This window comes from Rhizobium rosettiformans W3 (assembly GCF_004912135.1).
Classification (GTDB): Bacteria; Pseudomonadota; Alphaproteobacteria; order Rhizobiales; family Rhizobiaceae; genus Allorhizobium; species Allorhizobium rosettiformans.
In genome coordinates this window covers 99,298-125,676 of sequence record NZ_STGU01000005.1, presented here as the reverse complement: position 1 = coordinate 125,676, position 26,379 = coordinate 99,298, and the positions used below count along the sequence as shown (strand labels likewise).

General features: G+C 61.8%; 27 protein-coding genes, 5 tRNA genes and 1 pseudogene. 16 read left to right on the top strand and 17 right to left on the bottom strand.

Annotation, left to right across the window (positions count from 1 at the left end; translation table 11 throughout):
* Positions 1-23: 23 nt before the first annotated feature.
* The gene (locus FAA86_RS11325) at positions 24-827 is read left to right on the top strand and encodes an enoyl-CoA hydratase-related protein (RefSeq protein WP_136540635.1); all 804 of its coding nucleotides are present in this window, start codon (positions 24-26) and stop codon (positions 825-827) included.
* A gap of 3 nt (positions 828-830) precedes the next feature.
* Here FAA86_RS11325 and FAA86_RS11320 read toward each other — a convergent pair whose 3' ends face one another.
* Positions 831-1,616 (bottom strand): alpha/beta fold hydrolase, encoded by a 786-nt coding sequence (locus FAA86_RS11320; RefSeq protein WP_136540633.1) that lies wholly within the window; start codon positions 1,614-1,616, stop codon positions 831-833.
* 165 nt (positions 1,617-1,781) lie between these two features.
* Between FAA86_RS11320 and FAA86_RS11315 the strand changes: the two genes are divergently transcribed.
* Both FAA86_RS11315 and FAA86_RS11310 read left to right on the top strand, forming a co-directional pair.
* Entirely contained in the window at positions 1,782-2,027 is a 246-nt protein-coding gene (locus FAA86_RS11315) for a zinc-finger domain-containing protein (protein WP_136540631.1), read from the top strand.
* Between the two features lie 27 nt (positions 2,028-2,054).
* Positions 2,055-3,218, top strand: coding sequence for an FAD-dependent monooxygenase (locus FAA86_RS11310; RefSeq protein WP_136540629.1), 1,164 nt, complete (start codon positions 2,055-2,057; stop codon positions 3,216-3,218).
* Positions 3,219-3,233: 15 nt separating this feature from the next.
* Here the strand turns inward: FAA86_RS11310 and FAA86_RS11305 are convergent, their stop codons facing one another.
* Complete coding sequence (locus tag FAA86_RS11305) at positions 3,234-4,424, bottom strand: cystathionine beta-lyase (protein WP_136540626.1); 1,191 nt, start codon at positions 4,422-4,424, stop codon at positions 3,234-3,236.
* A 358-nt stretch (positions 4,425-4,782) separates the two neighbouring features.
* Here FAA86_RS11305 and FAA86_RS11300 point away from each other — a divergent pair, with 358 nt between their 5' ends.
* From FAA86_RS11300 to FAA86_RS11285, 4 genes are all read left to right on the top strand, one after another.
* The gene (locus FAA86_RS11300) at positions 4,783-5,811 is read left to right on the top strand and encodes an amino acid ABC transporter substrate-binding protein (protein WP_113461208.1); all 1,029 of its coding nucleotides are present in this window, start codon (positions 4,783-4,785) and stop codon (positions 5,809-5,811) included.
* A 166-nt stretch (positions 5,812-5,977) separates the two neighbouring features.
* Positions 5,978-7,171: an amino acid ABC transporter permease gene (locus tag FAA86_RS11295; protein WP_136540624.1), complete on the top strand. Its 1,194-nt coding sequence runs from the start codon at positions 5,978-5,980 to the stop codon at positions 7,169-7,171.
* 2 nt (positions 7,172-7,173) lie between these two features.
* Entirely contained in the window at positions 7,174-8,325 is a 1,152-nt protein-coding gene (locus tag FAA86_RS11290) for an amino acid ABC transporter permease (RefSeq protein ID WP_113461206.1), read from the top strand.
* Positions 8,326-8,342: 17 nt separating this feature from the next.
* Positions 8,343-9,116 carry an amino acid ABC transporter ATP-binding protein gene (locus tag FAA86_RS11285; RefSeq protein ID WP_136540622.1) on the top strand — a complete coding sequence of 258 codons (774 nt, stop codon included), beginning with the start codon at positions 8,343-8,345 and terminating at the stop codon, positions 9,114-9,116.
* 81 nt (positions 9,117-9,197) lie between these two features.
* Here FAA86_RS11285 and FAA86_RS11280 read toward each other — a convergent pair whose 3' ends face one another.
* The 8 genes from FAA86_RS11280 to FAA86_RS11245 all read right to left on the bottom strand — a co-directional run bounded on the left by FAA86_RS11280 (position 9,198) and on the right by FAA86_RS11245 (position 13,072).
* Positions 9,198-9,920, bottom strand: a complete 723-nt coding sequence (locus FAA86_RS11280; RefSeq protein WP_136540620.1) for a nuclease — start codon at positions 9,918-9,920, stop codon at positions 9,198-9,200.
* A 150-nt stretch (positions 9,921-10,070) separates the two neighbouring features.
* Positions 10,071-10,346, bottom strand: coding sequence for a hypothetical protein (locus FAA86_RS11275; protein ID WP_136540618.1), 276 nt, complete (start codon positions 10,344-10,346; stop codon positions 10,071-10,073).
* 116 nt (positions 10,347-10,462) lie between these two features.
* Positions 10,463-10,539 (bottom strand) — tRNA-Arg (locus FAA86_RS11270).
* 30 nt (positions 10,540-10,569) lie between these two features.
* Positions 10,570-10,875: an ETC complex I subunit gene (locus tag FAA86_RS11265; RefSeq protein WP_136540616.1), complete on the bottom strand. Its 306-nt coding sequence runs from the start codon at positions 10,873-10,875 to the stop codon at positions 10,570-10,572.
* A 349-nt stretch (positions 10,876-11,224) separates the two neighbouring features.
* On the bottom strand, positions 11,225-11,602 hold the full coding sequence (locus FAA86_RS11260) for a hypothetical protein (protein ID WP_136540614.1): 378 nt from the start codon (positions 11,600-11,602) through the stop codon (positions 11,225-11,227).
* A gap of 230 nt (positions 11,603-11,832) precedes the next feature.
* Positions 11,833-11,909 (bottom strand) — tRNA-Pro (locus FAA86_RS11255).
* A 103-nt stretch (positions 11,910-12,012) separates the two neighbouring features.
* A complete protein-coding gene (locus FAA86_RS11250; RefSeq protein ID WP_136540612.1) occupies positions 12,013-12,489 on the bottom strand; it encodes a DUF192 domain-containing protein in 477 nt (158 codons plus the stop codon).
* A gap of 4 nt (positions 12,490-12,493) precedes the next feature.
* Positions 12,494-13,072: a cold-shock protein gene (locus FAA86_RS11245; RefSeq protein ID WP_113461200.1), complete on the bottom strand. Its 579-nt coding sequence runs from the start codon at positions 13,070-13,072 to the stop codon at positions 12,494-12,496.
* A 183-nt stretch (positions 13,073-13,255) separates the two neighbouring features.
* Here FAA86_RS11245 and gloA point away from each other — a divergent pair, with 183 nt between their 5' ends.
* The 5 genes from gloA to FAA86_RS11220 all read left to right on the top strand — a co-directional run bounded on the left by gloA (position 13,256) and on the right by FAA86_RS11220 (position 15,513).
* Positions 13,256-13,696, top strand: a complete 441-nt coding sequence (gloA, locus tag FAA86_RS11240; RefSeq protein WP_136540610.1) for a lactoylglutathione lyase — start codon at positions 13,256-13,258, stop codon at positions 13,694-13,696.
* Between the two features lie 103 nt (positions 13,697-13,799).
* The gene (locus FAA86_RS11235; protein ID WP_136540608.1) at positions 13,800-14,792 is read left to right on the top strand and encodes a hypothetical protein; all 993 of its coding nucleotides are present in this window, start codon (positions 13,800-13,802) and stop codon (positions 14,790-14,792) included.
* Between the two features lie 158 nt (positions 14,793-14,950).
* Positions 14,951-15,025, top strand: a tRNA-Glu gene (locus FAA86_RS11230).
* A 168-nt stretch (positions 15,026-15,193) separates the two neighbouring features.
* Positions 15,194-15,268: transfer RNA gene (locus tag FAA86_RS11225), tRNA-Glu, on the top strand.
* 170 nt (positions 15,269-15,438) lie between these two features.
* Positions 15,439-15,513 (top strand) — tRNA-Glu (locus FAA86_RS11220).
* Positions 15,514-15,550: 37 nt separating this feature from the next.
* On the opposite strand, the gene recJ is transcribed toward FAA86_RS11220, so the two are convergent.
* From recJ to FAA86_RS11195, 5 genes are all read right to left on the bottom strand, one after another.
* The gene (gene recJ / locus FAA86_RS11215; protein WP_136540606.1) at positions 15,551-17,356 is read right to left on the bottom strand and encodes a single-stranded-DNA-specific exonuclease RecJ; all 1,806 of its coding nucleotides are present in this window, start codon (positions 17,354-17,356) and stop codon (positions 15,551-15,553) included.
* Positions 17,357-17,492: 136 nt separating this feature from the next.
* The gene (locus tag FAA86_RS11210) at positions 17,493-17,696 is read right to left on the bottom strand and encodes a hypothetical protein (RefSeq protein WP_136540605.1); all 204 of its coding nucleotides are present in this window, start codon (positions 17,694-17,696) and stop codon (positions 17,493-17,495) included.
* Between the two features lie 171 nt (positions 17,697-17,867).
* Entirely contained in the window at positions 17,868-19,187 is a 1,320-nt protein-coding gene (locus FAA86_RS11205; RefSeq protein WP_113461653.1) for a homoserine dehydrogenase, read from the bottom strand.
* Positions 19,188-19,257: 70 nt separating this feature from the next.
* On the bottom strand, positions 19,258-20,475 hold the full coding sequence (locus tag FAA86_RS11200) for an LL-diaminopimelate aminotransferase (protein ID WP_113461654.1): 1,218 nt from the start codon (positions 20,473-20,475) through the stop codon (positions 19,258-19,260).
* A 230-nt stretch (positions 20,476-20,705) separates the two neighbouring features.
* The gene (locus FAA86_RS11195) at positions 20,706-21,119 is read right to left on the bottom strand and encodes an SHOCT domain-containing protein (RefSeq protein WP_136540603.1); all 414 of its coding nucleotides are present in this window, start codon (positions 21,117-21,119) and stop codon (positions 20,706-20,708) included.
* A gap of 160 nt (positions 21,120-21,279) precedes the next feature.
* On the opposite strand from FAA86_RS11195, the gene FAA86_RS11190 reads away from it, so the two are divergent.
* A complete protein-coding gene (locus FAA86_RS11190; RefSeq protein ID WP_136540601.1) occupies positions 21,280-23,112 on the top strand; it encodes a PHA/PHB synthase family protein in 1,833 nt (610 codons plus the stop codon).
* A gap of 38 nt (positions 23,113-23,150) precedes the next feature.
* Here the strand turns inward: FAA86_RS11190 and FAA86_RS11185 are convergent, their stop codons facing one another.
* Both FAA86_RS11185 and FAA86_RS11180 read right to left on the bottom strand, forming a co-directional pair.
* Positions 23,151-23,942, bottom strand: a complete 792-nt coding sequence (locus FAA86_RS11185) for an SDR family oxidoreductase (RefSeq protein WP_183954660.1) — start codon at positions 23,940-23,942, stop codon at positions 23,151-23,153.
* A 2-nt stretch (positions 23,943-23,944) separates the two neighbouring features.
* Positions 23,945-24,274 (bottom strand): nuclear transport factor 2 family protein, encoded by a 330-nt coding sequence (locus tag FAA86_RS11180; RefSeq protein WP_136540597.1) that lies wholly within the window; start codon positions 24,272-24,274, stop codon positions 23,945-23,947.
* A 77-nt stretch (positions 24,275-24,351) separates the two neighbouring features.
* On the opposite strand from FAA86_RS11180, the gene FAA86_RS11175 reads away from it, so the two are divergent.
* From FAA86_RS11175 to map, 3 genes and pseudogenes are all read left to right on the top strand, one after another.
* The gene (locus FAA86_RS11175; protein ID WP_136540595.1) at positions 24,352-24,747 is read left to right on the top strand and encodes a winged helix-turn-helix transcriptional regulator; all 396 of its coding nucleotides are present in this window, start codon (positions 24,352-24,354) and stop codon (positions 24,745-24,747) included.
* A pseudogene (gene sfsA, locus FAA86_RS11170) lies at positions 24,744-25,463 on the top strand (DNA/RNA nuclease SfsA). Before FAA86_RS11175 ends, sfsA begins: the two are co-directional and overlap by 4 nt.
* Before the next feature lie 40 nt (positions 25,464-25,503).
* Positions 25,504-26,328, top strand: a complete 825-nt coding sequence (map, locus tag FAA86_RS11165) for a type I methionyl aminopeptidase (RefSeq protein ID WP_136540591.1) — start codon at positions 25,504-25,506, stop codon at positions 26,326-26,328.
* The last annotated feature ends 51 nt before the right edge of the window (positions 26,329-26,379 follow it).

Genomic DNA, 26,379 nt, shown 5'->3' with positions numbered 1-26,379 from the left:
GATCGAACTCAAATGGGGGCCGCATGAAACAGTCGAACACCTTTGCCACAGGCTTTATCAAGGCTTTCTGCGAAGCCGGTACCGGGCTTCTGGTGATCGACAATCCACAACGAAAGAACGCCGTCACGGCCGCCATGTGGCGCGCGATACCGGAGGCCATCCATTGGCTGCATGCCGAAGCTGGCGCCCGCGTCATCGTCCTCACGGGCGGAGGAACGGTCGACTTCAGCGCCGGAGCAGACATTTCGGAATTTACCGAATTACGTAATGATGCTGCGACAGCCCGCATCTACGAGGCGTCGAACAGCCGAGCCTTTGCGGCCGTGCGGGAGGCCCCGGTGCCGGTGATCGCGGCTGTCAGAGGCGTCTGTTACGGCGGCGGCTTCGGATTGGCGGCAGCGGCGGATCTCCGGCTGGCCTCGTCGGATGCCATGTTTGCCGTGCCAGCGGCTCGCCTCGGCCTCGCCTATCCCGCGGATGCGGTCCAGGATTTCGTTCGTGGCCTCGGCAGCCAGATGGCGAGACGCGCTCTTTTCACCGGAGCAGCGATGAAGGCTGCGGAACTACTCGCCTGCGGTTTTCTGTCGGAGATGACGGAGCCGGACCAGCTCGAGCAACGGGCGCAGATCCTTGCCGACACGATCGCGGCCAATGCGCCGCTGTCGCTGCGCGCATCGAAACTTGCCCTGCGGGCGGTCGAAGAGGCCGACGTCGACATGCTGCGCGAGGCGGAGATCATCGGCGCCTCGACCTTCGAAAGCGAGGATTACCGCGAGGGCCGCACGGCCTTTGCCGAGCGCCGCAGGCCGGTCTTCACCGGCCGGTGAGGATCAACGCCCTTCGAGCTCGGAATAGAAGTCGAGCGCTGCCTTCTTGAACACACGGTCGCCGACAGCCAGCATGTGGTCGCGGTTCGGGATATCGAGCGCCAGCGCGCGGGGCATCAGTTCGGCGAGTTCATGCGGCGAGCCGGCAATGTCATCCTTCGTGCCCACACCGATCAGGGTCGGGATGTCGACCTTGGCAATATCCTGACGGCTGACGAGATCGCGAGAGGTGCGAATACAGGCCGCAAGCGCCAGGCGGTCGGATTTGGTCTGCTCGGCAAAGGCGCGGAACATGCGGCCGCGCTCATGGGTGACCTCGTCCAGCGAGGGCGCAAGCAGAGCATCGGCGATCGGGTCCCAGTCGCCGACGCCGTCACACATGCCGATACCCAACCCACCGAAGACCAGCGACCGGACACGATGGGGATGCTCGATTGCGAGAAAGGCAGAGATGCGCGCACCCATGGAGTAACCCATGACATGGGCCTCGGCGATGCCGAGATGCGTCAGCAGCGCTGCGGCGTCGCCGGCCATTGCGCTCGGGTGGTAGGCTTCCGGATCATGCGGCTTGGCGCTTGCGCCATGGCCACGATTGTCGATTGCAATCACCCTGTAGCCCGCATCGCCCAGGGTGCGCAGCCAGCCGGGATAAACCCAGTTCACATTGGCCGACGAGGCAAAACCGTGGATCAGCAGGATCGGATCGCCAGCCGGATCACCATCATCGAAATAGGCAAGCTCAAGCCCTTCGTTGTGAAAGCTGGAAAACGGCGGCGCGTCGAGATTCATGAACTGGTCCTTGTGGCCTTGAGGCGGCAACCATAGCCAACGCCTTCCTGACATCAATTGCCGCAGGCGGATTTTCTGTGACTTTTGCTCGGCTCCGGCTCTACACTTTTGCGAAGGACGGCGCTAATGTCCGCGCCAATTCGCACAGCATTTTCGGAGCACATCATGGCCGGTCACACCATTCCCCATTTCCAGAACGACGGCGGTCATCGCGTGATCGAAGTCGGCGTCAAGGAATTCATGTGCACCGGCGCCTCCGTGCCTTACGACCATCCGCATATCTTCATCGACATGGGACATGACAACGAAAAGGTCTGCTCCTACTGCTCGACGCTTTACCGCTACAATCCGAGCCTCAAGGCCGAACAGACCAACCCGCCGGGCTGCGTCTTCCACGTCAAGGCGGCGTGACCGCAGCGTCACGATCGGCATTTCTTCATGTCCATCAAGCACGCTGCCATCGTCGGAGCCGGGGTGGCGGGGCTGACGTCTGCCCTGGCGCTTGCTGCTAGGGGCATCTCCTCCGACATTATCGAGCAGGCGCCGCAACTCGGCGAAGTCGGGGCCGGCCTGCAACTCTCGCCGAATGCGACGCGCGTCCTTGATGCGCTGGGCGTGCTTAGCGAACTGGAGCGCCATTGGCTCGAACCTGCCGCAATCAGCCTCATATCCGGGATGGATTTGCGCCCGCTCGCCTCCGTGCCCGCGGGTGACTTCGCAAGGAAGCGTTGGGGACAGCCCTACGGCGTCCTGCACCGCTCTACGCTGCAACAGGCTCTTCTCAGGGCCGTTCTCAATCAGCCGCTCTGCCGCCTGCATCTCGGCCATCGTGTGCAGGGGATCGGGGCAGAGGCACTCGCTGCCATCACGGCCCGGAAAGCGGATCTGGTCGTCGGCGCGGATGGCGCCTGGTCGGTCGCGCGCGATGCCATCGCAGGCAGCCCGACGGTCAGCTTTTCGGGCAACATCGCCTGGCGCTTCACCATCAATCAGGCTGTTGCGCCCTCCTTCCTCTCCCGCACCGGTGTCGCCGCCTATCTTGGACCAAAGGCACATCTGGTCAGCTATCCTCTCAAGGAGATCGACGGCTTCAATCTCGTTGCAATCGCGGCGGGGACGAAGAGCGACGAGAGCTGGGCGATCGATGCCGATGCCGCGCGGCGCGCCATGTTGCTCGAGCAGTTCTCGGGCTGGCATCGCGATATCCGAACCGTGCTTGCCGGTGCGGAAAAGCCTACCTTCTGGCCTCTCTACCAGGCATCTGAAGGCAATTGGCATAACGGTCGCGACACGGTGCTGATCGGAGATGCCGCGCATGCCATGATGCCGTTTTCGGCGCAGGGGGCGGCGATGGCGATCGAGGACGCTTATTCTCTCGCCATGCATATGGCGAAGGCGCCCCTGCCCTCGGCGCTCGCCGCCTTTTCCAGCGAGCGCAAGGCACGGGCAGCGCGGGTCAAAGCTCGTGGCGACTTCAACCGCTTTGCCTATCACGCCCGCGGTCCGTTTCGGATCGGGCGCGATATCGTGCTGTCATTGCGCCCGCCGGAACGTCTTGCCGCCGATCTGGACTGGCTTTACGGCCACCGGATGGACGGCTGACGTATAGCGCGTTTTCTAAACCTCCGCGGCTGCGGCGAAGCCCCGCTCGAGATCGGTCAGGATGTCCTCGACATTCTCGAGACCGATCTGAAGACGGATCACGGCGCCATCGGTCGGGCCCTTCCTGATCTTGCGATCCTCCAGATTGACCAGGACCGCGAGGCTTTCATAGCCGCCCCAGGACCAGCCAAGACCGAAGAGCTGCAGCGCATCAAGGAAGGCATGGGCTTTCGGCTTGATCTTCTCGGGCACCGATGCCGGCAAGACGAAGGAGAAGACGCCGCTTGCTCCCTTGAAGTCCCGCTTCCAGATTGCGTGACCGGGAAAACTCTGCAGCGCCGGATGCAGCACACGTGCGACATCGCTGCGGGCTTCAAGCCAGCGCGCCACCGAAAGCGCGCTCTTGTAGTGATGGTCGAGGCGCAGCCCCATTGTGCGCAGGCCACGGAGGATCTGATAGCTGTCATCGGGTGCGCCGCAGATGCCGAGCGTGATGTTGGCTTCCTTCAGGACCGGCCAGTGCTTTGCATTGGCCGAGACAGTGCCCATCAGGATGTCCGAGTGCCCGGAGGGATATTTGGTTGCAGCATGGATGGTCACGTCGACACCGAAATCGAGCGCCTTGAAATAGAGCGGCGTTGCCCAGGTATTGTCGAGCGTGACCACGCAGTCATGCTTGTGGGCTGCCTCGGAAATCGCGCGGATATCCTGCATCTCCATGGTGTTCGAGCCTGGCGCCTCGGTGTGCACCAGCTTCGTGTTCGGCCTGATCAGCCGCTCGATGTCCGCACCGATCTCAGGATCGTAGTATTCGACCTCGACCCCGAGGCGCGTCAGCATGGTGTCGCAGAAATGGCGGCAGGGCGAATAGACCGAATCCACGATGAGCGCGTGATCGCCGGCGGAAAGAAACGCCAGGAACGGGACCGTGATGGCCGCCAGACCCGATGGCACGAGGATCGTGCCCGCTGACCCTTCCAGCGCGTCGATGGCGCGGCAAAGCGCGTCCGTGGTCGGTGTTCCGCGGGTACCATAGGTGTAAGGCTGATTGCGCGTCTCCATGGCCCTGGCATTGGGAAAGAGAACCGTCGACGCATGGACGACCGGCGGGTTCACGAAGCCATGATAGTCTGCAGGATCATGGCCGATGTGGCACAGCTTCGTATCGGTGCCGGCGTCGGCCAGCCAGTCTTTGGATTTGCTCATGGATTTCACGATTCCTCACGCTTCTGTGCCGTGGTTTTCGCGCCTCCGCCATGTCCGGTCAAGTTGCACAATTCCGTGAGGCCAGGCGCAAGTCTTGCAGCAGAAGCAGAGCAGAACAGTGAAATGGGCGCAATTTTCATCACTTCAGGGCAAAAACCACACATTTTTGCCTATTTCGAGTGCGTTTTTGGCAAATTCGCGCTTTTGTGGCCAATTCGCGGCATAAAGACTTGACCCTGCCTGCTTTTACGACTGAGATATGAAGGCTCGCACCGGGAGGCCCGCGAGCCGACGTGCGCTGCTGGTTTCAGCAGCAGGCCGTCGCTGGCATACAACAAGAGAAAAAAGGTTGGGAAAAATGAACAACAAGTTCCTGTCAGCCGCCATTGGCGCTGCGGTCCTGGGTTTTGGCGCGTCCGCAGCTTCGGCCGCGACGCTTGACGACGTAAAGGCCAAGGGTTTCGTCCAGTGCGGCGTGAACACGGGTCTCGCCGGCTTCGCTTCGCCGGACGCAGCCGGCAACTGGACCGGTTTCGACGTTGACTACTGCAAGGCCGTCGCAGCTGCCATCTTCGGCGATGCGACCAAGGTGAAGTACACGCCGACCACCGCCCAGAGCCGCTTCACCGCGCTGCAGTCGGGCGAAGTCGACATGCTTGCTCGTAACACCACCTGGACGATCAGCCGCGACACCGCACTCGGCTTCAACTTCCGCGCCGTCAACTACTACGACGGTCAGGGCTTCATGGTCACCAAGGGCCTGAACGTCAAATCGGCTCTCGAGCTCTCCGGCGCCGCCGTCTGCGTACAGTCCGGCACCACGACCGAACTCAACCTCGCCGACTACTTCAAGGCCAACAACCTCGAATACAAGCCGGTCGTTTTCGAAAAGCTCGAAGAAGTCAACGCTGCCTATCAGGCTGGCCGTTGCGACGTTTACACGACCGACCAGTCGGGCCTGTATTCGCTGCGTCTGACGCTGACCAACCCCGACGACCACGTCATCCTTCCGGAAATCATCTCGAAGGAGCCGCTTGGCCCGGCCGTCCGTCAGGGTGACGACCAGTGGTTCGACATCGTTTCGTGGACGCACTACGCTCTGGTCCAGGCCGAAGAATTCGGCATCACCCAGGCAAACGTCGATGAAATCAAGTCGACCACGACCAACCCAGACATCATGCGCTTCCTCGGTACGGAAGCCGACACCAAGATCGGTACCGATCTCGGCCTCACCAACGACTGGGCTTACAACATCATCAAGGGCGTCGGTAACTACGGCGAAGTCTTTGAACGCAACATCGGCGCCAGCACCCCGCTCAAGATCGAGCGCGGCGTAAACGCTCTGTGGACCAAGGGCGGCCTGCAGTACGCCCCGCCGATCCGCTAAGATCGGACGACCTTGGCGAGGCGGCGAAAGCCGCCTCGCGCATATTAAGACCACGTGATCAGACCGGCCCCCGCGTTGCGGTCAGCAGCGACACTCACAAGAGCCGGCTGTCTCGAAAGACAATAACAGTTTAGGGCTCAAAGAAGCCTCGGGGATTTGGCACAGCATGACAGATCACGCCACCAGTTTACCTGCCGGTGGGCAGAGCGTGGGCTCGCTGATCTACGATCCGAAAGCAAGATCCATCTTCTTTCAGGTCGCTACGATCGCCATCATGACGTTTATCGTCTGGACCATCGCGAACAACACCATCGAAAACCTCGCCCGCAGCAATACCGCGACGGGCTACGACTTCTTGAACGGCCGCGCCGGCTTCGACATCGGCCAGACGCTGATCTCCTATTCGTCGGACTCGACCTATGGCCGCGCCATCCTGGTCGGTCTGCTCAACACGATCCTCGTGGCCGTAACGGGCATCATCACCGCCACGATCATCGGCTTCGTGATCGGTATCGGCCGTCTGTCGAAGAACTGGCTGATCGCCAAGCTTTGCACGGTCTATGTCGAAGCGTTCCGCAATCTGCCGCCGCTGCTCGTCATCTTCTTCTGGTATTCGGGCGTTCTGTCGACGCTGCCGCAGCCGCGCGACTCGCTCGAGCTGCCGTTCTCGACCTTCCTCAACAATCGTGGTCTGGCCTTCCCTAAGCCGATCTGGGGTGATGGCGCGAGCATGATCCCGATCGCGATCGTAGTCGGCATCATCGCGGCCATCGTCGTTGCACGCTGGGCAAAGGCACGCCAGATGCGCACCGGCCAACCCTTCCCGACGGGCTGGGTCTCGCTCGCCCTGATCATCGGCCTGCCGATCATTGCCTTCCTCGCCGCTGGTGCGCCGCTGACCTTCGACTATCCGGTCGCCAGCCGCTTCAACATGACGGGCGGAGCGGTCATTGCGCCTGAATTCGTGGCTCTCTATCTGGCACTCTCCTTCTACACCGCAGCCTTCATCGCGGAAATCATCCGCGCCGGTATCAAGGGTGTCTCGAAGGGCCAGACGGAAGCCGCTTCGGCCCTTGGGCTGCAGCCCTCGACCACGACGCGTCTCGTGATCGTGCCGCAGGCGATGCGCATCATCATCCCGCCGCTGACCAGCCAGTATCTCAACCTGACGAAGAACTCGTCGCTGGGTGTTGCCGTCGGCTTCCCCGAACTGGTCTCGACCGGCGGGACGACGCTCAACCAGACCGGTCAGGCGATCGAAATCGTCTCCATCTGGCTCGTCGTTTATCTGTCCATCAGCATTGTAACCTCGCTCTTCATGAACTGGTTCAACGCGCGCATGGCTCTGGTGGAGCGTTGATCATGGCACACGAACTTTCTTATGTGCGCCAGGAAATGCTGGCACCCCTTCCCGCCCCGACCTCCGATGGCAGCGTCATCGGCTGGATCCGCGCCAACCTGCTTGCGACACCGAAAGACACGGTGCTCACGATCATCGGTCTCGCGGTCCTGGCCCTCATCCTGCCCGGGGCGATCAACTTCCTCTTTCTCGATGCCGCCTGGTTCGGCGCCGACCGCGCCGTCTGCGCGACGATTGCCCAGGGTGGCACCCAGCCGGACGGCTGGAAAGGCGCTTGCTGGGCCTTTGTCGAGAGCCGCTTCTCGCAGTTCATCTTCGGGCGCTATCCGCTCGAAGAACGCTGGCGCGTGATCCTTGTCGGCGTGATGTTCATCGCACTTCTGGCGCCGATGCTCATCCCGAAGGCACCGCGCAAGGGGCTCAACGCACTCCTGCTCTTCATCGTCTTCCCGATCGTCGCCTTCTTCCTGCTGCATGGCGGCTTTGGCCTTCCGGAAGTGGAAACCCCGCTCTGGGGCGGCCTGATGGTCACGTTGATCCTGTCTTTCGTCGGGATCGCCGTCTCCCTGCCGCTCGGCATTCTGCTGGCACTCGGGCGCCGCTCGGACATGCCTGTGATCAAGATGATCTGCGTCATCTTCATCGAAGTGGTGCGTGGCGTGCCGCTGATCACGGTCCTCTTCATGGCCAATGTGATGCTGCCGCTCTTCATGCCCACGGGCTGGACGATCGACAACTTCCTGCGTGCGCTGGTCGGCGTGTCGCTCTTTGCCTCGGCCTATATGGCCGAAGTGGTGCGCGGCGGCCTGCAGGCGATCCCGAAGGGCCAATATGAAGGCGCCGATTCTCTCGGCCTTTCCTACTGGCAGAAAACCCGTCTGATCATCCTGCCGCAGGCGATCAAGCTGGTCATTCCGGGCATCGTCAACACCTTCATCGGACTGTTCAAGGATACCTCGCTCGTGTCGATCATCGGCATGTTCGACCTGCTTGGCATCGTCCGTCTCAACTTCACCGATGCCACCTGGGCCACGCCTGTGACACCGCTCACCGGTCTGATCTTCGCCGGCTTCGTATTCTGGATCTTCTGCTTCGGCATGTCGCGCTACTCCGCCTTCATGGAGCGGCACCTCGACACCGGTCACAAGCGTTAAGAACAAGGGGAAAAACCATGGCTGAAGCCAACTCCGCTAAGAAGACCGCGTCGGGCAACGACGTGGCGGTCGAACTGATCAACATGAACAAGTGGTATGGTGAATTCCACGTGCTGCGGGACATCAACCTTAAGGTCATGAAGGGCGAACGCATCGTCGTCGCCGGTCCCTCGGGCTCCGGCAAGTCCACGATGATCCGCTGCATCAACCGTCTGGAAGAACACCAGACGGGCAATATCGTCGTCGACGGCATTGAACTGACCAACGACCTGAAGAAGATCGACGAAGTGCGCCGGGAAGTCGGCATGGTGTTCCAGCACTTCAATCTCTTCCCGCATCTCACCATCCTCGAAAACTGCACGCTGGCCCCGATCTGGGTCCGCAAGATGCCGAAGAAGGATGCCGAGGAGATCGCGATGCACTTCCTCAAGCGCGTCAAGATCCCGGAACAGGCCAACAAGTATCCGGGCCAGCTCTCCGGCGGCCAGCAGCAGCGCGTGGCCATTGCCCGTGCACTCTGCATGAAGCCGAAGATCATGCTCTTCGACGAGCCGACCTCGGCGCTCGACCCGGAAATGGTCAAGGAAGTTCTCGACACGATGGTGGGTCTTGCCGAAGAAGGCATGACCATGATCTGCGTGACCCACGAAATGGGCTTCGCCCGTCAGGTAGCCGACCGCGTGATCTTCATGGACCAGGGCCAGATCGTCGAGCAGAATTCGCCGGCCGAGTTCTTCGACAACCCGCAGCATGAGCGCACCCAACTCTTCCTCAGCCAGATCCTGCACTGAGCGACGAGACCCTATCGCAAAGACAAAAGCCCGCCGTGTCGATCACGGCGGGCTTTTTTGCATTTGAGACGGAGCGAGCGGTCAGGGGCACCAGCTCTGCTGGCGGGCCATGCGGGGTTTGGCCAGGCCTTCCGAAACGAGGATCGAGCCGAGCGAGCGACCATTGCGCGTCGCCACGCGCATGACGCCGGAAGCCTCACCCGCAGCCTGCGCCTTCAGGGTTTCGAGGTCGAACCGGCCCGAACTCAGGAGATCCTTGAGCCGAACCTCGGCCGCGAAGCCGCGGTCGCGCTCCTGCTGGCAGGCTGCGCCATCGGTTCGAGGTGCTGCGATATCGGCCAGAACGATCTTGGTCTTTTTGTACCAGAAGGTGTCGCCGGTCATGACACAGTTGTCGAGGCCGGATACGCCGCAGAAGTAGAACTTGCCGGAGAAGTTTTCGCCGGTCAGAGGCCCCGCGGTTGCCGTGGTCACGGCCGGTCGCGCTGCCGGGACGGCGGCCTTCACAACGCCGACATTCGCCGGCGGCACCGGGCCCTTCGTCCCCTTTGCAGCTGCGCGTTCAGACGCAGGCTTTTCGCCCCGTGGTTCGCTCTTGGCCGGCGAACTGGCGACCCGCTTTTCCGTCGACAGAAGCGGCGCCATTTCCTTCAGCACCGTGTCCCTGTTGTCGTAGAGCGCGATGCCGCCGGCGACGACAGCCAGTGCGACGAGCCAGGATGTCATGCCATGGCCAGCGGAGGAGCGTGCGGACTTTCGGCGTTTCGACGGCGTGCGGCGGGAAGAAGCGGTGCGACTGGACATGGTTAACCTCTCGTGAGCGCCATCATCGCTCCGAAGGGTTTCCGAAAGGTTGGCGCCGGCACGATTTCCACCGGCTGCAGCGGTGACGGCATCAGAAAACCATGCAAAAGGCCGGGCTGACCCGGCCTCTTAACTCGATCAGAACGGAGCTTATTCAGCCACGCATTTCGGGTCTGCCTTGGTGGCCGACGCGTCGGCGCTCTTCTGGCCCGGAGGGCACTGCGGTTCGTCGCCGGCGCTGGTGTCGCCGGGATTGTCGGAGCCGGTGGTGGCGCCATCTTCGGTGGTGCCGTTGGCGTCGTTCGCAGTATCGCTCTGCTGGCTGCCACCGGTGCTGCCGCCCGAACCGTCGGACGAGCTCTGGGCAAGCGATACGCCGGTCAGGCTCAAGGAAAGCATGGCGGCTGCGGCAAGCATCTTCATCATGTGTCTCACTCCCTGTGATAGCGGTGTCTTCACGGAGCACTCAACACGTGAGCAGCCGGTTGGTTCCTGCTGCAACTGCTTTAACCGGCACTAATACGAATGGAACATCAAGAAGATGGCGATCCCTGTAGGGCTCGAACCTACGACCTAGTGCTTAGAAGGCACTTGCTCTATCCAGCTGAGCTAAGGGACCGTCTGGCGCCGACGAGGCGGCGGGATCGGATCAATGCGTCCAGGGCTGCGGACGGTTGTAGCGGAAGTTGTCCGTGTAGGACACGACCTGGCGCTTGGCTTCCTTCGGCAGGATGACGCGGTATTCGATGCCTTCGCGCTTGGCATAGGCTTCGGCCTGCTCCAGCGTCTCGAAGGTCAGCTTGACCTGCTGGCGCGTGTCACCGGACGTGGTGTAGCCCATCATCGGATCGATCTTGCGCGGCGCGGACTGGTCGAATTCCAGCACCCAAAGATGGGTTTTCGCCTTGCCGGACTGCATGGCGGTTTTCGCGGGGCGGTAGATCTTCGCAGACATGGCCTTATCCGTCTCCAAGACTTCGCGGCAAGCGCCGTTGCCGACTGACACCCGGCCCGCCGGTCACGGCAGACCTTACACCTTTCATCGGCGCTAAACGATTCTCTTCCTGCGGACCATTGATAACAATGGGCATTTCTGCTTGGCGCAGAAGAAGAACCGCCGTCTCAACCGACTTCGTTCGAGAATTCGTATATCCTCGTTGCGGTTCCTTCGCAACTGCATGATCAGTGAATTGCCCGTGGGAAAATCGACGCAGCGCAGGGAGATCGGTAGACGGCAAAGGGGCGACCGTATGGCGGCTCGAAAGCCCGTCGTCATCTCATGGGACCACATCGCCAGTCGCCGCTCATTGCGCTTTCTTCGTGCCGATGACAGCGGTTGAGGTGCCGGCCCAGGCGAGTTGATTGACGAAGCTGTTGCAGGCCTCCAGCGGTCCGACCAGCATCACGGCATTCATGAGCGTGCCGTTCATTCGCTCGCGCGCCATCTGAATATCCGTCTCCGTTGCCCCGAGGGCGCGAGCCTTGGCGAGATTGCTTTCGGCATCCGACCGCATCGCGGTCACGGCGCCATAGCCGCCATAGGCCGGGCAATTGCGCGCGATGGCCTCTGCGGCGGCATGGCGATTGAGATAGGCTTCCATGGGCGTGGCTGCCGGCTTGACCGTCTGACAGCCCGTGACCAACGCGGTGATGCCCGCGAGCGCCAAGAATTTTCGCAGCATGATCGTCCCCACCCCTGGATACAACCATAAGGAATAGTGGGCGCGCATCGCGCGAGCAAGGTATAATTGCGGAGAAGAGGGAATGCAGCGCCCGCTTGCACGGGAAGGTCTTGGAAAGAGCGGTGTCATCAAACAGCGTCGTCGGTTTGACCGCTTGTCGTCAGAGCTGGGGGAGAGTTGGTCATTCAGACCGCAAGTGACCGCCATTTCGGCGTCCTCGGCTCATTGCATGGTCGGAGTGGAGAGATTCGAACTCCCGACCCTCTGGTCCCAAACCAGATGCGCTACCAGACTGCGCTACACTCCGTTCCAGCAATGCAGCCCGAATACACGGTTCACCTCCAGGCCGCAACAGCAAAAGCGTGTCCGGTCTCGCAGTTTCTACAGGTGAAACAGAGGGCTGAGCGCCGTCACTTTGGCAGATCGAGGGGGAGGACGAGCCGGGCGGATGGCTCAAGGCCGAGTTCGGCCGCGTGTCCACCGCGGATTTCCAGCGCGTAGCGGACGGGTTCACCCGAGGAGACGATCGATTCGGACATCGGCGTGGTGCGCTCGGCAATCCGGACGATCCGGCCGGTCTCGTCGATGAAGATCATGTCGAGCGACGCAGGCGTGTTCGCCATCCACATGGTGACCATACGGGTTTCGCCGAAATCGAACAGCATGCCCGTGCGATCCGGCAGTGCCGGCCGCTCCATCAGGCCCCTCGCCCGTTGCTCGGAAGTCAGCGCCCATTCCACATCAAAGGTGATGCGGTCTCCGGATGCCGTCTCGAAAGCCAGTTGGCCGCGTTCGAAGTTGACCTCCGCAAGCACGGCGCCGGCCAGCAGCAGAAACGCAAAAAGCGCCGTGATGGCGCTTCTCAGGATGTCGCGAACAATGCTCATCGGCTCAGTGCGCACGCGCGGCCGGACCAGGATTGTCCGGGTGGATCTCAGCGGCCATCAGGCCCTTGTCGCCAGGTCCGAAGCGCACGAGCACAGTCTGGCCGGGGCGCAATTCGGTCAGGCCGAAGCGGCGCAGCGTTTCCATGTGAACGAAGATATCTTCCGTGCCCTCGCCCCGCGTCAGGAAGCCGAAGCCCTTGGTGCGGTTGAACCACTTGACCAGCGCCCGCTCGAGGCCACTGGTCGGCGTCACCTGCACATGGGTGCGCACCGGCGGCATCTGCGAGGGATGCACGGCGGTCGACTGGTCCATGGAGAGGATGCGGAAGGCCTGATAGCCACGCTCGCGCTTCTGGATGAGTGCGACGATGCGCGTGCCTTCGAGGATGGTCTGGTAACCGTCGCGTCTGAGGCAGGTCACATGCAGAAGGACATCCTGCATGCCGTTGTCGGGGACGATGAAGCCGAAGCCCTTGGCCACATCAAACCATTTGACGACGCCGGTTATCTCCAACAGGTCGACGGCTTCTCCGGACAGCTCTTCGAACTCGCCGAGCCCCTTCGATGAAATCCTGTCCGCCATTTCCCCAAGCCCCTCGAAAACGCGTCACATTGCTTAGTTAACTGATTCTTGAGATTCAGATTAACATTTGGTCAACGGATCTGCGCAAGCCCTAGTTTTACATTTCACCAATTGCTTTTGCAGCCGCAGCCTTGCTCGAAGCTGACGACTGTTCCATATGCTGCATGTCAAAGGAGAACACCCATGCGTTACCTACACACCATGGTCCGAGTGAAAGATCTCGAGGCCTCCCTGCACTTCTATTGCGAGCTCTTCGGGCTGACGGAGATCCGCCGCTACGAGAACGAAAAAGGCCGCTTCACGCTGGTCTTCCTGAGTGCCGAGAAGGATCTCGGCCGCGCCCGTGAAGAAATGGCGCCCTGCCTCGAACTCACCTACAACTGGGACACCGAGGACTATACCGGCGGCCGCAATTTCGGCCATCTGGCCTACGAAGTGGATGACATCTATGCCATCTGCCAGAAGCTGATGGACAATGGCGTGACCATCAACCGCCCGCCGCGCGATGGCCACATGGCCTTCGTCCGCTCGCCGGACGGCATTTCCATCGAAATCCTGCAGAAGGGCGAGAATCTCGCTCCGGCAGAACCCTGGGCCTCCATGCCCAATACAGGCGCCTGGTAAGACCACCGCCTCGCGCAAGTTTGCGCGCCTAGTCTCCGGATCAAACGAGGGCCGCTGCAGCGGCCCTTACCCTTCCATGGTGAAGGTGGCGACGGAGACCGACATGACCAGTTCATCCCCTTTCCGCAGACCCGCAATCGCACTGCTGACGCTGCTTTCAGCAGTGCAGCTGGCCTCATGCCAGACAAGCGCCGACGAGGTTCTTTCGATCGGCGATTCTGCGCCATCGGAGGACATGGCTGCCACCGTGCCGGTGGGCAAGGCCTTCCGGGACCCTTACGTGGTTACCGTTTCGGGACAGCCAGGAAGTGCGGAACAAGCATTGGCCCAGAATGAAACGGAACCGGCGCGCCTGAAGCGCCAGCCGGTCCCCATGGCGGCCGCCTTTGCCGACATTGCGGAGCCGCCTCCGGAAGTGCTGGCCCTGCAGCAGCAGGCGATGCAAGGCCGGGCCCAAGCATCTGATTCACGGTCCCAAGCCGCACCGGCCGATCTCGGTGAGCTCACCATGCAGCCAACAGCGGTGAATGCCGGAAGCAACAGCCTGTTTGCCGCCGGCCGGGCCAATGCACAGGCCGTCGCACCGGACGCCGGCCCTGCGGCCACGGCTGTGGCCGAGGCGGGCGCCGCAGCAAGTCCGAGCCTCGTTCCGGCCGAGATGCCGACGCTCGGCGTCAACGCGGTGCGCAAGAGCCTTTTCAGCCCTTCGCCGCAACAGCAGGCCCTGATGCAGCAGCAGGCATTGCAGGAGCAGGCAGCCGCGCCCACACCCGAGGGCCTGCCGCTCACCGAGGCGGCAGCCGTGTCCGGAGACGAGCCTCCCGTCCTGAAGAAACTCTCCGACCCGCGGCCCAAGCGCAAGATCCTGGCGCTCCGCGAGCCGACCGCCACGGTCCCTGAACGCGTTCAGCTGACCCCCGATCAGCTGCAGGCCATGGGCGCCGTGCCGGAATATGACCCGGCGGAACCGCTGCCGGCCGGTGAGCAGACCGTGGCCGATGCCGAGGCGCCGACCAAGAAGAAGAAATGGCTGCCGTCGCTCTCGGATCTGCTCAAGGGCGGCAAGAAACAGGAAACGGCCGGCGCATCGGACTGACCGTTCCAATCCGATGGCCCTTTAAGCCGTTGTAATCTATGCGGATAGGAGCCTCGGAGATAGGCATCGGAGCGGCTGTCATATTTTTTGCATGAAAGACGAAAAAAGCCGCTTGCGGTCCGCAAACAGCCTGACTATAAGGGCGCCACGAAGCAGACGCGCCCTTCGTCTATCGGTTAGGACACCAGATTTTCATTCTGGGAAGAGGGGTTCGACTCCCCTAGGGCGTGCCACTTCGTTTCTCCTCCCTCCCCTTAATTCCATCGAATTTCTTTCGCATGTCGGCGTTGTTTGGCGACGCGTATGCATGCGTGCCTTCCGTCAAATTTCTGTCTTATCAGACCAAGTTTCCGCTTGCGGTCACCCCAGTGCCTGACTATAAGGGCGCCACCGAAGCGCACGCGCCCTTCGTCTATCGGTTAGGACACCAGATTTTCATTCTGGGAAGAGGGGTTCGACTCCCCTAGGGCGTGCCACTTCGATCTCCCCCGACATTCTAAAAACCTGTTGACGACGGCGGCTCAAGTGCTTGTTTGCGCTGATGATATCGCCCCAGTTCAAGCCTGTGGAAAAAATCGTCGCAGGAGCCGAAAGAGGGCTTGCGCTCACCCAAAGTTCCAGCCATAAGGGCGCCACCGAAGCGCACGCGCCCTTCGTCTATCGGTTAGGACACCAGATTTTCATTCTGGGAAGAGGGGTTCGACTCCCCTAGGGCGTGCCACTTCGATCCTCCTGAAAATCATCAGAGTTCTGATACGTCAGGGTGCCTTTGCGGCGTCCAGAACGCGGAACTGTACGCGCCTGTTGCCCTGCCAATGGTCGGCGCTCAAGGTACCGGCGACATGCACCTGGTTGCCGCGATTGTTCATCAGGAAATGGCCAAGGTCCGTCTCTGCCGCGCGGAAGGCGATGCCGTCCAGGCGCTTCCCGTCCATGCCTTCCAGCGTGATCTTGATATGCGTGGTGCCGACGGGACGGGCATCCTTCAGGCGATGCAGCGGAACGGCAAAGATCGGCTGCGGATGACCGGAGCCATAGGGGCCCGCGGCCTCCAGCTGGTCGACAAGGGCAAGCGTCGCGCCCGATGCGCCGATGGCGCCGTCGATCTTCAATGTCTGGTTGGCAGCCAGCGCCGAGACCTGCGCCGAGGCCTGCTCCTCGAAGAAACTGCGCAGACGCCCGAGATTGGCGCGCTCGACCGTTAGTCCAGCCGCCATGGCATGACCGCCACCCTTTACCAGAAGCCCCTCGTCGACGGCTGCCCGGACCATCTTGCCCATGTCGAAGCCATTGATCGAGCGCCCGGATCCCGTTCCCTTGCCAAGCGAATCGAAGGCGATTGCAAAGGCAGGCCGCTTGAATTTTTCCTTCAGCCGCGCTGCGAGCAGACCGACAATCCCCGGATGCCAGTTTTCCTTCGCCGTCACGATGACAGAGGCCCTCTCGCCCGTGCCATATTCCGCCATGGCCTCGGCCTCGGCTTCGGCCAGCATCACGGCTTCCATGGCCTGGCGCTCGCGGTTCAGTTCATCGAGCTTTGCGGCAATCTCATCGGCCTGGCTGGCGTCGTCGAGCGTCAGCAGGCGGCTTCCGAGTGCGGCATCACCAATGCGGCCACCGGCATTGATTCTGGGGCCGAGCAGAAATCCGAAATGATAGGGCGTAACGGGACCGCCCACGCCGGCGATCCGAAGAAGGGCAGCAAGACCGGCATTGTTCTGGTGGCGCGCTGCGATCAGGCCCTTGGTGACATAGGCCCGGTTGAGGCCTTTCAGCGGCACCACATCGCAGACGGTGGCAAGCGCCACCAGATCGAGCCAGGCGAGCAGATCGAGCGATCGCGCATGCGGATGGCCCTGCTCCCGCAGAACCCGCAGCGTGGCGACCAGCACCATGAAGACGACGCCGGCGGCACAAAGATGCCCCTGCCCCGACAAATCGTCCTCGCGGTTCGGGTTCACCAGTGCATGGCAGACGGGCATTTCATGCCCCATCTGGTGGTGGTCGATGACGACAACGTCGACGCCTCGGCGCTCGGCGGCCCCCAGCGCCTCGATGCTGGTCGATCCGCAGTCGACGGTGATCAGGAGATTGGCGCCGCGCTCGATCAGCTGGTCGATGGCGGCGGCATTCGGACCATAGCCCTCGAAAATGCGGTCGGGAATGTAGATCTCGGCCTCCACGCCGAAATGGTGGAGGAACCGCGCCATCAGCGCCGACGAGGCCGCGCCGTCAACGTCGTAGTCGCCGAAGATCGCAACCCGTTGCTGGCGCTCGATCGCCTCGACGATGCGGGCAGCGGCGGCATCGCAATCCGTGAGCTTCGAGGGGTCCGGCATGAGATTGCGGATTGTCGGATCGAGAAAGGCCGGCGCCTCGTCCACGCCTACACCACGTCCTGCGAGGACACGGGCGACGAGCTCGGGAATGCCATGCAGCTGACTGATCGCCAGCGCCCGGTTCTGACCGGCCTGGTCTGTGCGCGACATCCAGCGCTGGCCGCTGGCGGACTGCTCGACGCCGAGAAAGGCGCGGATGACGGGATCTACCGGTTCAGTCGACATTACTGCTCTTTACGGGTGCGCAGGCCGAAGACCGGCGCGACAGGACCAATGGCGGCCGGACCGCCTCCCCCGTTCTATACCGATCGTAGAAAATCACCAGAGGCAGCAGAGCGCTGCGCGGATGCGATTCTCTTCCTCAAGACATCAGCCACGCGACAAGAGCGAACGGAATGGCCATGATCAGCGTAAAAGCGAGAAGCCGCATCCAGTCCCACTGGGTCTCCAGCGACACGGCGGTCTTGTCCTGGTCGCTTTCCCGCTCGACGGATGTCTCGTCGTCCTTGTTCAGCACGCCCTCGGCCATTTCGCCCCAGGACGCGCCGTGATGACCGGCTCCCATCGATGAACTCCTCCCCAAGGCCCCGACAGTCGCTGCAGAATACGCCCGCATTAGACTTTTGGCGATAGAGGCAGAGCCAGACGCGCCGCAAATCGTCAGATTAATGGGGATTCGTCCAGGATTGCGGCCTGCAAGAGGTGCCGGTGAGTGCTCTCAGGAGCCAAAAGACGATCAGGTCTTGGGCCGCTCGATGCGAATCACCTGCGGCTCACCGATCAGATAGCCTTCGCCCTTGATCGCACCGACGGCTTTGCGGACGGCGCTTTCCATCGTCGCGTGCGTCACCAGAATGATCGTCTGCGGACGATCAGGCGTGGCGGGTTGCTTCGAATGCTGGACGATGGATTCGAGCGAGATCGCGTTTTCGGCCATCTTCGTCGCGATGCTGGCGAAGACGCCGGTGCGGTCCTGCACGGTCAGGCGGATGAAATAGCCGCCCTCATGGCTCTGCATCTCGGCCTGACGATAGGGCTCGAGCAGATGCGCGGGACGGCCGAGCACCGGCACTTCCTGGGCACCCGGACGGCTCTTTGCAATGTCGGTGATGTCGCCGAGGACGGCGGAGGCCGTGGCATTGCCGCCGGCGCCGGGGCCCACCATCAAGAGTTCGCCGAGAATGTCGGATTCAAGCGCGACGGCGTTCGTCACACCATCGACCTGCGCGATGACGCTGTCGAGCGGCACCATGGTCGGATGCACGCGCTGCTCGATGCCGCTTTCGGTCTTCTGGGCGACGCCGAGAAGCTTGATACGGTAGCCGAGATCGGCGGCCGCGTGGATGTCCTCGGTCGAGATGTTGGTGATGCCCTCGAGGTAGATCTTGTCGGCCGAGATTTCACAGCCGAAAGCCAGCGTCGTCAGGATCGAAAGCTTGTGGGCCGTGTCGTTGCCCTCGATGTCGAAGCTCGGATCGGCTTCGGCATAACCGAGGCGCTGCGCTTCCTTGAGGCAGTCCGCGAAGGACAGGCCTTCCCGCTCCATCCGGGTCAGGATGTAATTGCAGGTGCCGTTCATGATCCCGTAGATGCGGGAGAAATTGTTGCCGGTCAACGACTCACGCAGCGTCTTGATGACCGGGATGCCGCCAGCGACTGCGGCCTCGTAGTTCAAGAGGCGTCCCTTTTCCTCGGCGAGCTTGGCAAGCTCGACGCCATGGCGCGACAGAAGCGCCTTGTTGGCGGTGACGACATGCAGGCCGCGTGCGAGCGCAGCGCGCACGGACATCTCGGCTGCCCCTTCCGCGCCGCCGACCAGTTCGACGAAGACATCGATGTCGGCGGAATTCGCCAGTTCAACCGGATCCGCATACCAGGCAATGCCATCCATCAGAATGCCACGATCCTTCGAGGCGTCGCGGGCCGAGACGGCCGTTACGGTGATGGGACGACCGCAGGCGACGGTGAGCGCATTGGCGCGGCTCTGGAGGATACGGACAAGCGAGGCACCGACGGTCCCGAGACCTGCCACGCCGATTTTAAGGGCATTCGCCATGAGGCATTCCTGACGTCATGATATAGAAAGTGAGGCGGTCCTGACGGGACCGCCTTGGATCAACGTGAACTCAACGGTGGGCGTTGAGCGAAATCACGTTGTGCATCGTCTCGTCGGCCGTCGAGAGGAACTTCTTGATGTTGCGCGCGGCTTGGCGGATGCGGTGCTCGTTTTCGACCAGCGCGAGACGGACATATTCGTCGCCCATTTCACCGAAGCCGATGCCCGGAGCGACGGCGACGTCAGCCTTCTCGACCAGCAGCTTGGAGAATTCGAGGCTGCCGAGATGGCGGAATTTCTCCGGGATCTTCGCCCAGGCGAACATGGTGGCGGCCGGCGGCGGCACTTCGAAGCCGGCCTTGCCGAAGCTTTCGACCATGACATCACGGCGGCGCTTGTAGACATTGCGCACTTCCGCGATGTCGGAGCCGTCGCCATTCAGGGCATGGGTGGCGGCCACCTGGATCGGCGTGAAGGCACCGTAATCGAGATAGGATTTTACGCGCGTCAGCGCCGAGATCAGGCGCTCGTTGCCGACGGCAAAGCCCATGCGCCAGCCGGGCATGGAGAAGGTCTTGGACATCGAGGTGAACTCGACGGTGCAGTCCATGGCGCCTGGCACTTCGAGCACTGATGGAGGCGGATTGCCGTCGAAGTAGATCTCCGAATAAGCGAGATCGGAGAGCACGATGATGTCGTGCTTCTTCGCGAATGCGACGACATCCTTGTAGAAGTCGAGGCTTGCCACGCGGGCCGTCGGGTTCGACGGGTAGTTGATGATCAGCGCCAGCGGCTTCGGGATCGAGTGCTTCACGGCGCGCTCGAGCGGCGGGAAGAAGGTTTCGTCCGGCTCGATCGAAATCGAGCGGATGACGCCGCCGGTCATCAGGAAGCCGAAGGCATGGATCGGATAGGTCGGGTTCGGGCAGAGGATGACGTCACCGGGTGCGGTGATCGCCTGCGCCATATTGGCGAAGCCTTCCTTGGAGCCCAGCGTCGCCACGACCTGCGTGTCGGGATTGAGCTTCACGTTGAAGCGGCGGGCGTAATAGGCCGCCTGGGCGCGGCGCAGGCCCGGAATGCCCTTGGATGAGGAATAACGATGGGTGCGCGGGTCCTGGACGACTTCGCAAAGCTTGTCGACAATCGCCTGCGGAGTCGGAAGATCGGGATTGCCCATGCCGAGGTCGATGATGTCGGCCCCACCGGCTCGCGCGCTCGCCTTCAAACGGTTGACCTGTTCGAAAACGTAGGGCGGCAAACGCCGGACTTTGTGAAACTCTTCCATCTTCAACCCCTGAAACCGCGCGGATGATTACCGCGGCAGGCGCGCTCGTTGTCCCAGTGACCACACGCTCCGCAACGAACCGCAAAACCGAATGCGCGTGATGATATCCCAATCCAAGCGCTGGCAGGAAATTTTGTCGCAAATCCGGCTGCACGCCCTGAATCGCCGACGAAATTTTATGTCAAAAACGCCTCGGTTGCTTTGCGAAAAAATCGCCCCGAACGCAAGCCTTAATTGGCGATCTGGGCCTGCGTCTCGGCTCCGTGCTCGGCCGCGATACGCCGCAGTTCGGCAAGTCGGGCCTGATACTCGGCTTCGCTGATGGTGCCGGCTTTGCGGGCCGCGCCGAGTGAGGTGAGCTGCGACTGAAGGGCCGCGGCTTCTTCGTTGCTCATCTGGACGCTGGCGGCACTCAGGGAGCCCGCGAAGTTCGGGTATCCATCCGGATAGGTCGGACGCTGCTGAGGCGCTTCCGGATTGTCGGGATCTTCGACAGTCACCTGCAGGCCTGCCGGTGCAGCCGTGGTCTCGACCGGAGCAGGTGGCGCGGACGACTGGCAGCCGGTGCCTGCCATCAGCGCGATGGCTGCGACGGCAAGCGCATGGATCGAGAGACCTGAAAGACTGAATTTGCTGTGCACCATGGCCCCGACCGCCCGCGTCTGCGCGGAAAACTGACATTCCTCAAGGGCGCAACCATCGATCACCTTCGAAAGACTATGCGCCAATCGCTGGAACTTGTAGTCGTTTTCATGCAGGATAGGCAAACACAAAAGACGCCAGAACAATCCTGGGGAGGACGGCATGGACAGGACGCGCGAAGAAGCCGAAGCGAATGCCGCGTTCGACCCGAAACTGCTTGAACCTTACATCATCAAGGATCCGCAGGCGCTCACCATCAATGCCGCCAAGGCGCTGGAAAACCTCGGCAAGGCGGCTTCGGTCTGGTTGAAGCCGCGCGAGACGGGGGAAATCGTCGATCCTGTCGCCGAGCCCGTTGCCGAAATGGTCAAAACCATGGGCAAGGTCGCGGAATATTGGATGTCCGATCCCAAGCGCACGCTCGAAGCCCAGACCCATCTCCTCAATGCCGTCTTCGGCGTCTGGAGCCGTTCGCTGGCGCGATTCGCCTCGCCGGACCAGGCGATCGGTGATCCCCTGCCGAAAGACAAGCGCTTCTCCGACGAGGACTGGGAGCGCAATCCCTTCTTCGACTTCCTTCGCCAGACCTATCTCGTGCTGACGCAATGGGCCGAGAAGATGGTCAATGATGCCGGTGGCCTCGACGAGCACACGCGGCACAAGGCCAATTTCTACATGCGCCAGATCACGGCTGCGCTGTCGCCGGCCAATTTCGTCGCCACCAATCCGCAGCTCTACAAGGAAACTGTGCAAAGCAGCGGGGCCAATCTGGTCAAGGGCATGCAGATGCTGGCGGAGGATATTGCCGCCGGTGGCGGGGATCTCAGGATCCGCCAGACCGACACCAGCAAGTTTGCCGTCGGTGAGAACATGGCGATCACGCCGGGCAAGGTGATTGCCCAGAGCGATGTCTGCGAGGTCATTCAGTACGAGGCAACGACCGACACCGTGCTGAAGCGCCCTCTCCTCATCTGCCCGCCCTGGATCAACAAGTTCTACATTCTCGATCTCAATCCGCAGAAGAGCTTCATCAAGTGGTGCGTCGACCAGGGCCACACGGTCTTCGTCATTTCCTGGGTAAACCCGGATGAGCGGCATGCCTCTAAGGATTGGGAGGCCTATATCCGCGAGGGCGTCGATTTCGCCCTCGATACGGTGGAGAAGGCGACCGGCGAAAAACAAGTCAACGCGATCGGCTACTGCGTCGGCGGCACGCTGCTTGCGGCAGCCCTTGCCCTGCATGCGCAGGAAAACAACAAGCGGATCGCCAGCGCCACGCTCTTCACCACGCAGGTGGACTTCACCTTCGCCGGCGATCTCAAGGTCTTTGTCGATGAAGGCCAGCTGGCGAGCCTCGAACAGCGGATGCATGAATCCGGCTTTCTCGACGGCTCCAAGATGGCGGCGGCCTTCAACATGCTGCGCGCCTCCGAGCTGATCTGGCCCTATTTCGTCAACAACTACCTGAAGGGCCAGGATCCGATGCCCTTCGACCTCTTGTACTGGAATTCCGATTCGACCCGCATGGCGGCGGCGAACCACTCCTTCTATCTGCGCAATTGCTACCTCAACAACACGCTAAGCCAGGGCAAGATGCAGCTGGCCGGCAAGACGCTGTCGCTGAAGGACGTGACGATCCCGATCTATAATCTGGCCACCAAGGAAGACCATATCGCGCCGGCGAAATCGGTCTTCATCGGCAGCAGCCTGTTCGGCGGCCCCGTCGATTATGTCGTATCCGGCTCCGGCCATATCGCCGGTGTCGTCAATCCGCCGGACAAGCAGAAGTATCAGTTCTGGACCAACGGCCCCGCAGCCGGCACTTACGAGGAATGGATGGCGAATGCCAAGGAGACTGCAGGCTCCTGGTGGCCGCACTGGCAAAGCTGGATCGAGAAACTCGATGACGACCGTGTGCCTGCCCGCAAGCCGGGCGGTGATGCGCTGAATGCCATCGCGGATGCGCCCGGGCGCTACGTGTTGGCGCGGGTCTAGAGCCGGTCACGCCACGGGGTGTGACCGGCTTTGCCGCTTCACTGCGTTGGCACCGTTCCTCCATCAATGACGTAATCCGCGCCATGGATCGATGCGGCGCGTTCGGAGGCGAGGAAAGCGACGAGTTCGGCGATCTCCTCAGGCCAGGCCGGCCTGCCGATGGGTATGCCGCCCAGGGCATCCATGATTCCCTGCCGGGCCTGATCCTCGTCAATCCCGCCGCTCTCGGCCAGACGTTGCACCATGCGGTCTGCCGCAGACGTCCGGATCCAGCCAGGGGAAACCGTGTTCACGCGGACACCGGCGGGGCCGACCTCCTTCGACAGCGACTTGCTGTAGTTAGCCAAAGCTGCCTTGGCGGCTGCGTAGGGAATCGTCGACTCGTGTAACGGCAAACGATGCTGGATCGATGCCAGATGGATGACGACACCCTCTCCCCGCTCCAGCATTCCCGGCACAAGCAGACGGTCGAGGCGAACGGCGGCCAAGAGGTTCAGCGCCAATTCCTGCTGCCAGAACTCTTCCGTGGCAGCCTTGAAGCCACCGCCGGGCGTGGATGAGCCGCCAAGGGAGTGGACAAGAATGTCGATCGCCCCAAGTTCAGACAGTGCCTCCTTTGCGAGCACATCAATTCCCTCCGGGGTCGAGAGGTCTGCCGGGATGAACGTGACACCGAGCTCCGGTTCTTGCGGTATGTTACGAGCGGCTGTGGCGACTTTGGCGCCAGCACGCAGGAAGCGCTTCACGATGGCCTCGCCTGCGCCCATGGTACCGCCGGTTACGACGACGTTCTTGCCTGCAAATTCCGTCGGGTCGGCTTTGAACTGCACACTCACGGGGCGATCTCCAGGCTAGAGATCATGCCGCCATCGGTGACGAAGCGATAGCGAAGCGTGATGGGACTGCCAGGAAAATTGCCAGAGACCTCCGCTGTGGCGATGAGATCAGCTCCATCTGCCTCTACGCCCAACAGCCTCGAATGATCGTCATACGCCTCGATCGTGTTCTGCATCCAGGCACTGATTTCGGCTCGGCCGCGATGGGTTCGGCTCTCGTCGTGAACGACGGCGGTTTCGGAAAAGCCGGACAGGGCGCGCGCGAGATCGCGCGCATTCCTGCCCTCGAAATAGGCCTCGACAGGCCCAGTCATCTTGGTGGACATGGGATCAGTTCTTTCGTTTCTGGTTGCGAAAGAGCGGCGCGCTTGCTCGATGCCGAAGATGGCGATACGCTCAAAAAATGACAAGAACCGACGAAAAAGTAAGGTACCCACTAAAAAGTAAGGATGCCTTCCTGACGCCTGCCGATGGGGCCGAGGGCGTGGAAAACGCCTTGCGTATCCTCGAGGGACGCTGGAAGCTCGTGATCCTTTTCCACCTCTTCGGCGGGGCGGTGCTGCGCTTCTCCGAGCTGGAGCGCTCGATCCCCGGGATTTCGCAGAAGATGCTGATTCAGCAACTGCGCCAGATGGAGGCTGACGGGATCGTCAGGCGTATCGTGCATCACCAGGTGCCGCCCAAGGTGGAATATTGTCTGACGGAATGGGGCCAGGCGCTTTGCCCTGCTTTGGACGCGCTGCTGACATGGGCCATCAACAAGCCCGACACCGATCCCGCGCCCTCACCCGACCCATGATCTTCTCTCCACCTCTGGTGCCAGCACGGCTTCTGCGCCGCTACAAACGGTTCCTGTTCGACGCCATCCTGGAAGACGGCCGCGAGATCACCGGCTTTTGCCCCAACACCGGCTCCATGCGGGGACTGACCGCGCCGGGGTCCCGGATCTGGCTGTCGCGACACGACGTGACCAGCCGGAAATACGCCCATGCCCTGGAACTCGTCGAAGCCGATGGCACCGTGGTTGGGGTCAACACGGCGCTTCCCAACCGCCTTGCCGAAGAGGCGATCTTGAGTGGTCTGGTGCCGCGGCTTGCGGGGTTCTCCTCCTTGAAACGCGAGCAGCGCTATGGCCGCAACTCGCGCATCGACATCTTGCTTGAGGACGAGAGCAAAGGCAGCGTTCATGTCGAGGTGAAGAATGTGCACTTCATCCGCGAGCCGGGACTTGCGGAGTTTCCCGACAGCGTCACGACGCGGGGCGCCAAACATCTGGACGAAATGGGTGATCTCGTGGACGCCGGCAAACGGGCGGCGATGCTTTTCATCATTCAGCGCTCCGACTGCGATCAGCTGAGGATCTGTGCCGATCTCGACCCTGGCTATGGCCGCGCATTCGCCCGTGCGATCGCACGCGGCGTCTAGGCCTATGCCGTCAGGTGCCGGATCGATCCTGGCAAAATCGAGCCGGAAAGGCTCATCCGGATAGACGAAGACGGCCTGCGTGCTTTATGAACGGCCAAAGCTCTGATTAGAAAATCCGAAAGGGACCCCCATGGTCACCTATATCGATGCGGCCACGGCGCCTCTGAAGAACACTGGCGCAATTCGTCTTTATGGTGCCGACGATTTCGAAGGCATGCGTCGGGCCTGCCAGCTCACGGCCCGCTGTCTCGATGCGCTGGTGCCGATGGTGAAGCCCGGCGTCACGACGGCGGCGATCGACAATTTCGTCTTCGAGTTCGGCGCCGATCACGGTGCGATCCCCGCGACACTCAATTATCGCGGCTACAAGTATTCCGTCTGCACCTCGATCAACCATGTGGTCTGTCACGGCATGCCCGACGACAAGCCGCTGCGTGATGGCGACATCGTCAATATCGACGTCACCTTCCTGCTCGATGGCTGGCATGGCGATTCGAGCCGCATGTATCCGGTCGGAAACATCAAGCGGGCAGCGGAACGCCTGATGGAAGTCACGCATGAGTGCCTGATGCGCGGCATCGCCGCCGTGCGTCCCGGCGCGCGCACCGGTGCTATCGGCGAAGCGATCCAGACTTATGCCGAAGCCGAGCGTTGCTCGGTGGTGCGCGACTTCTGTGGCCACGGCGTCGGGCGCCTGTTCCATGACAGCCCGAACATCCTGCATTACGGCAAGGCGAACGAAGGCCCGGAACTGCGCGAAGGCATGATCTTCACCATCGAGCCGATGATCAATCTCGGCAAGCCGCATGTGAAGGTGCTGTCCGACGGCTGGACTGCGGTCACCCGGGACCGGTCGCTGACGGCCCAATACGAGCACACCGTCGGCGTGACGGCGACCGGCTGCGAGATCTTCACGCTCTCGCCCGCAGGGCTTGACCGACCCGGCCTCGGCTGAGCGGCAAGCCTCAGCACCACCTTTCGCAACTTGAACTTGCGCACGGCGGCA